The sequence below is a fragment of the Mesorhizobium sp. M1D.F.Ca.ET.231.01.1.1 genome (assembly GCF_003999155.2).
Classification (GTDB): domain Bacteria; phylum Pseudomonadota; class Alphaproteobacteria; order Rhizobiales; family Rhizobiaceae; genus Mesorhizobium.
The window spans coordinates 1-11,032 of sequence record NZ_RZOZ02000026.1 but is presented as its reverse complement, the minus strand read 5'-3'; the positions used below and the strand labels follow the sequence as shown (position 1 = coordinate 11,032).

The following is an 11,032-nucleotide window of genomic DNA, read 5'->3' as shown; positions in this document are numbered from 1 at the left end:
CCAGTGTCAGGCGCAACAGGTCGCTCGCCGATCTGATGCCGCGCGGGCGCAGGAACGCCTTCGTCTCGCGAGCACTTCCTGCGATCAACTCTTCCCCGCCGAGAAGCTCAATCGTCTCGGCCCAGCCATCATCAACAAGCGATTCGTGTGTCATCCCAGCGTAGAATCACAATCGATTCCGCGCCGCAATCCCTATCTTAGCGCCTATGCCCACTCGGGGGAGATTGGCAGTTTCAGCCCCTCACCTCTCCTCGGCCCGCGCCGCCTTCTCCAGCGCGGCGAGGTCCGCGTCCTCCAGCGTCAGAAATCCCATGATGTGCTGCACCACTTGGGCGCGGGCATTGGAGAGCGCGCTGTGCAGCTCGAAGCCGTCGGGCGTCTTCGTGCGCGCCAGCCAGTCGCCGTAGGACGGGCGGCGGTAATAGCCGGTGGTGGCGGTCAAGTCGGCGAGCACCATCTCGCCGTCCTCGCCTGAGAAGACGCGCCGATAGGCTTTGGTCAGCGCCTCGCGCGCCGCGAGCGGCCCGCCGGCGTCGGATGGCCGGGCAAAGCGTTTGCGGCTCATGCGGCGCCGCCTGGTGCGCCCTGCCCGCCCGGCATCGCACCTTGCGAGCCGTCGACCGAACCGCCACCTGCCGCGCCGCCGCCAGGGCCCTGCGTGCCCTGCATCATCGCCTGCAGGCTGTCCAGCAGGCCGCTGTCGCGCGCCTGCACGGCGGCGGGCACCGCGTCCTTCGCCACCTTGCCGGCGGTGGCGATCGCCGCCATGCCGGCCTGCGCCTGCTGGGCTTGCGCCCTGGCTCCGCGCAGACCTTCGACCTCGTCCTTGCGCCGGAAAATGCGCTGCGGGCTGCGGCCGGCGCTCTGCACCACTCTAATCGCCTCGTCGCCGTCGATATTGTCCATGATGCCGGGATCGAACTGCGCCATCTGCATGGCTGTAGTCACCACCTGGATCGTGTCGCGGGCTTCGGCCGAACGGCGCAGCACGTCGAGCGGGCCGGTGAAGGTCGGCCGCACCGCCTTGCCCGAAAGACTGTCCGGCGGACGGAAGCGGCTGTCCTGGTCGTACAGGCCCTTATCCTCGAGGATGGAAAGCTCGCGGTCGAGATTGGCGGCGAAGCCGGCCTGGATGATCGAGCCCGAAGGCCCGAGCAGCGCGCCCTTCTCTTCCTGGCGGATCAGCGCCTCGGTGGCGGTCATCTGCGGGTTCTGCACCAGCGTCTGGAACAGGTTGACGAACATCATGTCGCGGATCTCCTCCGCCCGGCTCGCCGCATAGTCGAAGGCATAGCTCGGGTTCTGGCCGGTGGCGATCGGCTGGATCAGCGGCCGGCCATTGTCGTCGATCAGGCCGGGATAATTCTCGCCGGGATTGAGCACCGGCACATAGTCGAGCCGCGCTTTCGAGGCGGTCGGCGGATCGGTGATCTGCTGCAGGGCGCGCAGGCCGGAGCGGCGCACGGCGTTTTCCTCGCGCACCGTGGTCAGCGCTTCGATGGCCGGCGAGATGCCATAGGCGTCGCCCTCATAGCGGCGCCAGTTGAAGGTCGAGACCGGGAAGGTGCGGAAGCCACTCTCGCGCACGATCTCCTCCTCGTCCTCGATGACGTGGTAGGAGGCGAAGGCCGCGTCGAGATACTGGTAGCTGCCGCCCGCGCGATACATGCGCCGCTCGTCGCGCGGCTCGATGCACTGGATGAGCGAAATCTTCTCCTCGCATTTGGCGGGGTCGTCGACCAGCGCCCTGATGCGCGCCGGCAGTTTGTCGTAGCCGAGCAGCTGCGCCGTCTGGCGCGCCGTGCGCTCGTAACGGCGATGGAAGGTGTCGACCTGGCCCCAGCGGTTACGCGAGAGATACCCCTCGACCACGGGGATCGAGGCATAGCGGATCAGCGTGCCGCCGAACCCTTCCTCGGCATAGAGATAGGCCGGGCCGTAGCGCACGACGTTCCTGAGACAGGCCTGCGTCGCCGGCACGAAGTTGGAGTTGGCGGAATAGCGCAGCGCGAACAGGAAATCGCGCAAGCTCTCCGCCCATTCCTTCTCCTCGTCGGTCTCCTCGTCATCCATTTCGGCCGTGGTCAGCCCGTGCCATTTCTCCGACTGCGGGATGATCAGGCTTTCGAGCCCGGCGGCGAGGCGATTGGCGGCCGAGTTGATGGTATTGGCATAGACACGGCTACCGCGGCGCTCCTGCCGCTCGGCCTGGCTCGCGCCGCGGCTGGTGCGGCGGCCCGACCAGATGTCGGGCGCATCCGGATCGCAGAATTCCGCCACCGCCTCCCAGACGGGCTCGTAGGCGGCGCGTTCGGTCTCGAGTTCGGCCTGTCGCGTCAGGATATCGCGGGCGCGGGAATCGGTCATGTCGTGCCTTTCACGGGGGCCATGGAACACTGGGGGATGCACACTGGTCGCGTGCACCGCAAAACGTTCTTGTGCGACGCAGCAATCAATGCGTAGATGAATTGGGTGAGGCTGGCAGTCAGGATGACCAAAGCGCGGGATCTAAGACCGGGGACGACACACTTCGACGCGTTGCACGGGTTGCGGGGCATCGCTGCCGTTCTGGTGATGCTCGGTCATTTTCGCGAGCTCACGGCGCGGCACCTAGATCTGGCGCCGTCTGGCTTCCTCGCCGTCGACCTGTTCTTTCTGCTGAGCGGCTTCGTGATCGCCCATGCCTATGACGAGAAGTTCCGGAAAGGGATGTCTTTCCGGGAATTCGCGGAGGCCCGTATCCTCAGACTTTACCCTTTATATTTCGCCGCAATCGGTGTTGCCATGGTCGACGTCGGCGCGGTCATCGCAATGCGCGGGCTAAGTTCGTATTCGCGGCTGGATTTGCTTGCGAGCCTTGCGTTTTCCCTTTTTTTCCTGCCCACGCCACCATCGCTTTCGGTCGTTCCGGATCTGCTTTTTCCACTGAACGGTCCGGCCTGGTCGCTTTTCTATGAACTTGTTGCCAATGCTATTTTCGCCGCACTGGCCCTGAGGCTCACTGGCCGATCGCTGGCCGCTATCTTCGGCCTTGCTTTCATCGCCTTGGCGTTGATGGCATGGGACGGTGTCGTCCTGGGCGGCGGCGCCCATTGGGACGGCACGATCGCGGCTCCCGCCCGAATCGCCTTTTCCTTCTTTCTCGGGGTTTATCTGCGGCGATATGCGACCGGGGAAAGCCGGAACGGAAATTTTTACATGCCGTTTCTGCTGGCGCTTTGCGCGGGGCTGATGATCTTCCGTCCCGCCGGAAATGCGCAATTGTACGATCTCGCGATCATAGTGCTGGTCTGGCCCTGGCTTGTTCTCACGGCATCCCGCTTGCGGCTGTCGGGTTTCTGGCGCGCGATCGCCCTGTTTTCCGGCAACATCTCCTACGCCATCTATGCGCTTCACACGCCGCTGATCAGGATTGTGAACATCGTGGACGAATCCGCCACCGGAACCTTATGGAACCAGCACGGCCTGCCATTCGTCGTGGGAACGTCCATTCTCGCCATCGCGGTCTCGGCGTTCGCGCACTATGTCTACGACAAGCATGTGCGGACGTTGCTGCGGCATCTGCTTTCACTGCGGCGTGCACGCGAGGGTGTGACGCAGTTCTAGAGCATGCCCCCGAAAGGTGAGAACCAGCTTTCGGAAATGATCATGCTCCAACAAAGAGCCGGGCTCGTAGGCGGCGCGTTCGGTCTCGAGTTCGGCCTGTCGCGCCAGGATATCGCGGGCGCGGGAACCGGTCATGGGATTTGCCCTGGTCAAATCTGGAGGAGATAATTGGAGGGGTCGGCGCCCAGGCACCCCCCTCTGGCCTGCCGGCCATCTCCCCCGCAAGGGGGGAGATCAGCAACGTTGCCGCCGGCGCTTCTTCCGCAACGTCGACGATTGGCGAAAGCAGAAGCGACATCCAATCTCCCCCCTTGCGGGGGAGATGCCCGGCAGGGCAGAGGGGGGTGCCTCGCGCCTGCCTTGCCTTGTCATCTTTTGCGCACTTCTCGGTGCTACACACCCGACTGCGGCGGGCACGAGGGAGGTCGAGCATGACGAGCCTTGCCGGCGCGCTGAAATTCCGTGGCAAACAGGCAGTGAAGCGGCTGATCGGCTACGACAGCCGCAACTGGCTGCGCATCCGCCAGATCGAAGCTTTTACCGCCTTCCTCGAAGCGGCCAACCGCAAGGCGCGCGACGTGATCGAGATCTCGCCGGGCTGGAACCGCTATTGGAAGGCGATGTGCCCGGACTACCGCTCGCTCGATTTCCCCGATTTCGACATCTGCAAGGACCGCACCGACGAGCAGTACTCCATCGTCATCGCCGACCAGGTGCTGGAGCATGTGCAGCGCCCGCTGGCGGCGGCCGCCAACATCCATGCGATGACCAAGCCCGGCGGCTGGGCGATGGTGGCGACGCCTTTCCTGTTTCGGGTGCATGCCCGCCCGCACGACTACAACCGCTGGACGCCCGCCGGCTTAAAGCAGCTGATGGTCGAGGGCGGCTTCGCCGAGGAGCACATCCAGGTGCAGGGCTGGGGCAACAAGGCCTGCGCCAGGGCCCATATCGGCGGCCCGGTGCGGGCCTACGGGCTGTGGCGGGATTTGAGCAACGACGAGGAGTATCCGCTGATGGTGTGGGCATTCGCGAGGAAGGCGCCAGATCTCCCCCCTTGAGGGGGAGATGGCCGCAAAGCGGCCAGAGGGGGTCCTCGCGCGTCGAGTACCAACTTCCTCTCGACGACAGACAAGGCCGGCGCTTCACGCGCGGCGACCCCCTCTGTCGCCTTCGGCGACATCTCCCCCTCAAGGGGGGAGATTACCCCCGCCGCTTCACCAACCTTGCGTGCCGTCTCCAGTACCACCAGTCCAGCACGCGCCTGCGAAAACTGCGTTTCATCGCGGTCATGGCGTCAGACTCCGAGCAGCACGCGGCGCCGGCCGGCGACGTCGCTCGGCGCCAGATCGGTCTTGACCGTGGAGAGTGTGCCCTGGCGCTGCTCGAGCTCAGCGCGGAGCGCTGCTTCCCGCGCCTGCACGTCCTTGTCCTCGGCGGTCGGCACCGGCGGCAACGGCTTCAGTGCGGGCGGTTTCTGAAAGAGACACATAGCTTTCCCTTGTCCAGTCGTAGAGGAAGAAATCTTCGCCGTTCCTGCCGTAGCCCGACAGGCGGCAGCGTTGGGTGGCACCGAGCCGGTCCAGCCAGCGCAGGGCGAGCTCGTTCTCGGCAAGCGCCCTCGCCTCGACCCGCCAGGCGCCTCTGGCCGCGACCTCAGGCCCAAGCGCCGCATGGAAGAAGCGCGTGATTTCGGGCACGCAGCGCTTCATGCGGCGCGTGCCCCAGCTCCAGGCGATCCACAAGCCGCTCCGCTGCTCGGCGGCGCCGAAGCCGGCCTCCGGATTGCCGTCGAGCTCGGCGACATAGGCAAAGCCCTGCAGCGCCGTGAGCGCCAGGAGCGCCGGCGACCAATGGTCGAGCTGGCAGTCGATCTCGGCCCGGTCCTCGGGGCGCAGGTTCGCGGCGATGTAGGAGAGATCGCGCAGGGTTGCGGGGATGATGCGGGTTGGCATGGGCAGGGGATGGGTTTCGGGAAGCCTTGACCGGCATCGCCGCCGGTGACCTACTTCGCCGATCGAACGCGCACTTTATCGGCTGTCCGACTGAGGAGAACCGGCGAATGGACATTCGATCGACACTGACGGAGCTATGCGACGCCTTCAACGCCCACGATCTCGATCGCATCATGGCGTGCTTTGCCGACGACTGCGTGCTGGAGATGCCCAGGGGCAACAGGCCATGGGGTTCCCGCTTCGAGGGCAAAGCGAAAGTCCGCGATGCGCTGGCCACGCGTTTCGAAGGCTTGCCCGATGTTCATTACGGCAATGGCGAGCATTTCGTGGATGCGGCGGCCAATACCGGCATCTCGAAATGGCTCCTCACCGGGACCGCCCGCGACGGGACGAGAAAGGAAGTCCGCGGTTGCGACTTCTACACGTTCCGCGACGGCAAGGTGATCCGCAAGGACTCGTACTGGAAGATCGTCGAGTAGCAGTTAGGGCCGCAAGCGAAGAATGGCTGCGGCCGCGCAGCTTCGTCATCCCAGGCCGAAACAAGGAGCCAAGCGACGCGGCGCAGACCATAGCGTGCGTCGGTCGACATCTTTCCCCTCACGCATCATAGGTAGCGTAATAAATCAGTCTGTCACAGATCGCCGACAGGCTGGGCTTTTCCTTCTGCGACGCAATCCATCCCTCGGTAACCTCGATCGCGATGAATATTTTGATGAAGTATGTCAGACCCGCTTTGGCCGCCGCCTTTGGCGGCACCATACTATCGTCGGGCGCGGTCGCAACCATTGCATCGGACTCTTTAGTCCAAGGCTCCGATACATAGATCGTGTTCTCTTCATCAAAATCCTACAACCTCCCGACGACATCCAGCAACTTCATTATTTTCCCCATAAGGAAAATCCTCCTCGGCGATTCGGGTGAAGGGTCTTCTGGAAGATAGTGCCAAGACCGTGTTGGTATCTAGGGACGAGTTGCATCACACCGGGAATTAACTGTGACAGTGCAGTATTTCCGTTCGGTCGACCTGAAAACGGCTGACTTCAACAACTGGAATCGCGTTCAGAAAATGAATGCATTGTCACCGCAATTCCCATGCTATTCGCCGCCGTAAGGCTCGACTATCGCAAACGGAATGCCCAACGATTCAAGCAGATCAAGAATCCGTTCCGAAATGACCAGTCGATAGGGTGCCGCGATCCCGAAGTCGTCTTGACCCGCCTTCCCATTCACTTTCAGCCAGACAAAGGGTGGCAACTCCAGCCCGGGTTGATCCTCCTGACAGTCTTCCGAGATAGTCACCTCCGCGTCGGCGAATGTGGCACCCGAAAAGCCCATCTTCTGCAGCGCGCGCTGGGTTTCCTCAGTGACAAGGAAACAAGGAAACGTCGTAACAATCACATCCCCAAACCAGCCCTCTACCTCGTAGTGAAGTTTGGTTACGATCGGTGGATGAACGCTCGAATCGAGAACCGTGTGTTCGCCAATCCCACCAGCGACGTTCGGCTGTATCTTAAAAAATCGCATCAAAGAAATAACGCTCAACCCGCGAAATTGTTATCCACGAACATCTCGGCAAATTGCTGAGGCGTGAGCGTTACCTTGTTGTCGTGGGCGATTTTGAGGTTCTTCTTCCACATGTCCCGGATTGCATCCGGCATCGTATCGGGCATGTGAAGGGCCTTGGCGATTGCATCGTCCCATCGTCCGTTGCCGCCATAGATGGCCCGCAGTTGGGGAGCCATGGCGTTCAGTGAATCTTCCGACTCTTTAGACAGTTCTCCAATCGCCTTCAGCACATAAAGTTCAAGGAGCCGGAGCAGGGGCTTTCCGTCATAGCGTGCGTCGGTCGACATCTTTCCCCTCACGCATCATAGGTCGCGTAATAAATCAGTCTGTCACAGATCGCCGACAGGCTGGGCTTTTACTTCTGCGACGCAATCCATCCCTCGGTAACCTCGATCGCGATGAATATTTCGATGAAGTATGTCAGACCCGCTTTGGCCGCCGCCTTTGGCGGCACCATACTATCGTCGGGCGCGGTCGCAACCATTGCATCGGACTCTTTAGTCCAAGGCTCCGATACATAGATCGTGTCCTCTTCATCAAAATCCGACAACCTCCCAACTATATCCAGCAACTTCGTTATTCACCCCATAGGGAAAATCCTCCTCGGCGATTCGGGTGAAGGGTCTTCTGGAGATAGTTCCAGGATCATGTTGGTATCTAGGGACGAGTTGCATCACACCGGGAATTAACGATCACAGTGCAGTATTTCCGTTCGGTCGACCTGAAAACGGCTGACTTCAACAACTGGAATCGCGCTCAGAAAATGAATGCATTGTCACCGCAATTCCCCTGCTATTCGCCGCCGTAAGGCTCGACTATCGCAAACGGAATGCCCAACGATTCAAGCAGATCAAGAATCCGCTCCGAAATGACGAGGCGATAGGGTACCGCGATCCCGAAGTCGTCTTGACCCGCCTTCCCATTCACTTTCAACCACACGAAATGTGGCAGTTCCAGGCCGGGTTGATCCTCTTGAAACTCTTCCGAGGTCGTCACCTCGGCGTCGGCGAACGTCGCGCCTGAAAAGCCCATCTTCTGCAGCGCGCGCTGGGTTTCTTCAGTGACAAGGAAACAGGGGAAAGTCGCAACAATCACATCCCCGAACCATGCCTCTACCTTGTAGTGGAGTTTGGTTACGATCGGCGGATGAACGCTCGAGTCGAGAACCGTGCCTTTGCCAATCCCGCCAGCCACGTGCGGCCGTATTTTAAAAAATCGCATCACTCACCTATTGGAGGATTGAACAGATGTCCGTATTTCCTGTCGATGTAACTCACGTAGTCTAGCACCTGCTGACGTGTTGGTTGAGGATGCGTCTCGTAAAATTCATCCCACTCGTACCGCAAAATGACCTTGTGCAAAAGATTATCCAATGCCTTTGGAATGCCACGAAGATTCTGAAGAGAGTGTTCCTCGTCTGCAGCGACGATGCTTGGAAATCTTTCCCATATCTGTCGCTCCGCAGCATGGTGTACGACAACTTCTCCCTGCAGATTCGGGTTCGCATCAAGAAATGTTTTGCGGTAGTTTTTGGAGATAGCCCTCCCCAACGATGCCCCTTGATACTTTACCTTGGAAGGATCTCTTGCGATCGACTTTATGATCTCAAGAACCTCGCCCCTCTTGAGTTTGGCGCCGGTGCCCACACGGTAGGCAGCATCCTCCGCGGCTTTGACCAGAGATTTCGTCTCAACCGCTTGGCGAACCACCGTGGCATCGGCGGCGAGCTCCGATGTGGCGCGCGAACCACTTGTTGCAAACTCCTCCAGCGGCTTGGCAAACTTACTCGCGCCGCTGCGGACTACGGCCAAGCCTCTTGCAATAGCTTCGCCGACTGCCTCTGATACTAGGCGCCCTTCGGCGACTGCTCCCGAGCCAGGGGGGTGACCGGCAGTTGCTCAAGGAAGTCCCAAGGGGAATCGCGCAGATCCTGTAGAATCTGCCCAATGCCGCGCGGGGCTCGGCCAAGGGCCTCAAAGCCCTCACTGAGATAGTTGCCGAAATCCTCCCCCGCCTGCTCAAGGGCAGATTTGGGTCGGCCCGAGTTTACCGCGAGGGATGGTCGGCCCCCAGTTGCAGCAGTGGTGATCGGGTCGACTTGATCTGGTTGAGAAAGGCCAGCTTCATCGAGTTGCCGCAACAGGGTTTCGCGAGTATCCGGATCTAGCCCCGCCGCCTGAAGGCCATGTAGAATGGCTTCTTTATCGGACTCCGAGATTTCGTTTTTGCGGAGGGTATTAACAATGCCTTGCGCTACGGCTGTCGGCAGCGGTTGCGGGCTCTCGATACCCAACTGCCTTTGGGCGGCGATAGAGATGGCGAAGGCGTTCCGGTATGCCTCCGGGTCGCCGCCTTTTTGATTATCGTTTGAGTTGGCGACGTTACTCCACGCAGCGTCGACATCGGGAAAGACCTCTCGAACATAGCCCGCCGGGTCCGTTCGCCTCAGGCCAAGAGTCTTGAGCGCAGCGGCAGCAGTGACCTGATATCGAGCCTGGTCTTCCTGCGAACTCCCCGGACCAGGCTCGGCATCACGCAACGCCGCGTGAATCGCTTGGTTCGGCATGGTACGCATGCCGAAGGCTTGGCGACCGACTTCAATCTTTCGGCTGAAATCCTGATAGTGCTTGCCGCCCTCCTCGACGCCGTAGATGGCGGCGAAGTCCGCAGGGCTTGGCATGGGGCGGGAATAGCTGCCCGTGCTGGCGATTGCGTTCGGGGCATTCTGCGAAGCGAGGTCGATGTTGGCGCGCGCTCCGATCAGTTGGGTCGCTGTCGCAGCGCGCGCCTGGCGGAGGAGCTGCCGAATATTATCGGGCGATAGATCGGCAAGAGACTCGGTTGACGGAGTGCCGGCCTGCCGGTCGCTTGTCACCGGTCCGGCGCTCAGCATCTTCGCAGCGCGCCCCGGATCCTGCGCGATCAGCGCTTCCATGCGCGCCTTCGCCGTGCTGGCGCGCCAGGCGGCTTCGGTCTGCAGCCTGATCTGCGGGTCGAGGTTCATCTTGGCGATGAGATCGAGACCGGCATGGCGGGCGGCATCGAAGGCGGCCGTGTCGTCCGGGTCGCTCTTCGCGATGTTCTCGAGTTCTTCGGTCTGGACCGCCGCCAACTGGTCCTGCTCATACTGGCTGCGTCGCTGGAGCTGCTGCATCGCCATGCGCGTGGAGCCGGCCTCGCGCAGCGCCGCCTTGCGGCTGGCGAGACCCGGGCGCAGCTCGGGCGGCTGCTGCTTCAGGAAATTGTCGAACAGCGTGTCGAACCGGCCTTTGAGCACGACGCGCCCGGTATGCGACCTCGCCATACATGGCGTGGTGCAGGCCCGCCCCGTCGGCCGGCGCGTCGGCCACGGTGTCGGCCTCGGCGCCCGCGATCTCGCCTTCCAGCCTGCGCGCCGCGATCTCGGTGTCGAAGGCGCGTTGCTGCGCCATGCGCCGTTCGTAGTGATCGGCAACCTCCTGCCAGTAGGGATCGAGCGGGCCGGCCGGCGCGGCGCCGGGTGCCGCATCGCCGGCATCGGGGCGGCGCTGATCGGCGAAGAGAGGAATGATGTGGACCATTGGCTGCTCCGGCCGAAGTGGCGCTGGACAAAAGGAGGCGCCGCGCGGGCGATCACGGCACAGCCGATCGCGCGCACGCTGTGGCGTTCGCGGGCTTTGTTGGATTGGGGTTTTTAGAGAGGCCGGATTGCCGGCATTGCGCATGGCCAGAACCGCGCCTCGTCATCCTAGGGCGAAGCGAGGAGCAGAGCGTCGAGCGCAGACCCTAGGTGTTTGATCCCGGCATTTGATGGTGCATTGTTTTCCCAAGAATGGAAGGATGCACTATGGGCCAGGTTCTTCACGGCAGCGCCACAACGACAGAGGCGATCCGTCGAACAATACAGAATAGTCAAGAGAGCCTGAGAA

General features: G+C 61.8%; 14 protein-coding genes. 4 read left to right on the top strand and 10 right to left on the bottom strand.

Annotated elements, in window-relative coordinates; translation table 11 throughout:
* Positions 1-241: 241 nt before the first annotated feature.
* Positions 242-565: a hypothetical protein gene (locus tag EN874_RS31885; RefSeq protein WP_127428811.1), complete on the bottom strand. Its 324-nt coding sequence runs from the start codon at positions 563-565 to the stop codon at positions 242-244.
* On the bottom strand, positions 562-2,367 hold the full coding sequence (locus EN874_RS31880) for a portal protein (RefSeq protein ID WP_127428812.1): 1,806 nt from the start codon (positions 2,365-2,367) through the stop codon (positions 562-564). Before EN874_RS31880 ends, EN874_RS31885 begins: the two co-directional genes overlap by 4 nt.
* Before the next feature lie 123 nt (positions 2,368-2,490).
* Here EN874_RS31880 and EN874_RS31875 point away from each other — a divergent pair, with 123 nt between their 5' ends.
* Positions 2,491-3,606 (top strand): acyltransferase, encoded by a 1,116-nt coding sequence (locus EN874_RS31875; RefSeq protein WP_168247693.1) that lies wholly within the window; start codon positions 2,491-2,493, stop codon positions 3,604-3,606.
* 431 nt (positions 3,607-4,037) lie between these two features.
* A complete protein-coding gene (locus tag EN874_RS31865; RefSeq protein WP_127428814.1) occupies positions 4,038-4,664 on the top strand; it encodes a methyltransferase domain-containing protein in 627 nt (208 codons plus the stop codon).
* A 330-nt stretch (positions 4,665-4,994) separates the two neighbouring features.
* Here EN874_RS31865 and EN874_RS31860 read toward each other — a convergent pair whose 3' ends face one another.
* Entirely contained in the window at positions 4,995-5,558 is a 564-nt protein-coding gene (locus tag EN874_RS31860; RefSeq protein ID WP_127428815.1) for a hypothetical protein, read from the bottom strand.
* A 26-nt stretch (positions 5,559-5,584) separates the two neighbouring features.
* Here EN874_RS31860 and EN874_RS31855 point away from each other — a divergent pair, with 26 nt between their 5' ends.
* Positions 5,585-6,037, top strand: a complete 453-nt coding sequence (locus EN874_RS31855; protein ID WP_245513833.1) for a nuclear transport factor 2 family protein — start codon at positions 5,585-5,587, stop codon at positions 6,035-6,037.
* Between the two features lie 118 nt (positions 6,038-6,155).
* Here the strand turns inward: EN874_RS31855 and EN874_RS31850 are convergent, their stop codons facing one another.
* From EN874_RS31850 to EN874_RS31820, 7 genes are all read right to left on the bottom strand, one after another.
* Positions 6,156-6,344, bottom strand: coding sequence for a hypothetical protein (locus tag EN874_RS31850; protein ID WP_127428816.1), 189 nt, complete (start codon positions 6,342-6,344; stop codon positions 6,156-6,158).
* 309 nt (positions 6,345-6,653) lie between these two features.
* On the bottom strand, positions 6,654-7,100 hold the full coding sequence (locus EN874_RS31845; RefSeq protein WP_245513831.1) for a hypothetical protein: 447 nt from the start codon (positions 7,098-7,100) through the stop codon (positions 6,654-6,656).
* A complete protein-coding gene (locus EN874_RS31840) occupies positions 7,097-7,411 on the bottom strand; it encodes a hypothetical protein (RefSeq protein ID WP_127428817.1) in 315 nt (104 codons plus the stop codon). The genes EN874_RS31845 and EN874_RS31840 overlap by 4 nt, the downstream gene beginning before the upstream one ends.
* A 68-nt stretch (positions 7,412-7,479) precedes the next feature.
* Positions 7,480-7,674 carry a hypothetical protein gene (locus EN874_RS31835; RefSeq protein WP_135882261.1) on the bottom strand — a complete coding sequence of 65 codons (195 nt, stop codon included), beginning with the start codon at positions 7,672-7,674 and terminating at the stop codon, positions 7,480-7,482.
* Between the two features lie 242 nt (positions 7,675-7,916).
* Positions 7,917-8,345, bottom strand: a complete 429-nt coding sequence (locus EN874_RS31830) for a hypothetical protein (protein WP_127428818.1) — start codon at positions 8,343-8,345, stop codon at positions 7,917-7,919.
* A complete protein-coding gene (locus EN874_RS31825; RefSeq protein WP_127428819.1) occupies positions 8,345-8,935 on the bottom strand; it encodes a hypothetical protein in 591 nt (196 codons plus the stop codon). Before EN874_RS31825 ends, EN874_RS31830 begins: the two co-directional genes overlap by 1 nt.
* Before the next feature lie 35 nt (positions 8,936-8,970).
* Entirely contained in the window at positions 8,971-10,401 is a 1,431-nt protein-coding gene (locus tag EN874_RS31820) for a hypothetical protein (RefSeq protein ID WP_127428820.1), read from the bottom strand.
* On the opposite strand from EN874_RS31820, the gene EN874_RS31815 reads away from it, so the two are divergent.
* Positions 10,394-10,801 carry a hypothetical protein gene (locus EN874_RS31815; RefSeq protein WP_127428821.1) on the top strand — a complete coding sequence of 136 codons (408 nt, stop codon included), beginning with the start codon at positions 10,394-10,396 and terminating at the stop codon, positions 10,799-10,801. The two genes, EN874_RS31820 and EN874_RS31815, sit on opposite strands and share 8 nt — an antisense overlap.
* Positions 10,802-11,032: the final 231 nt, after the last annotated feature.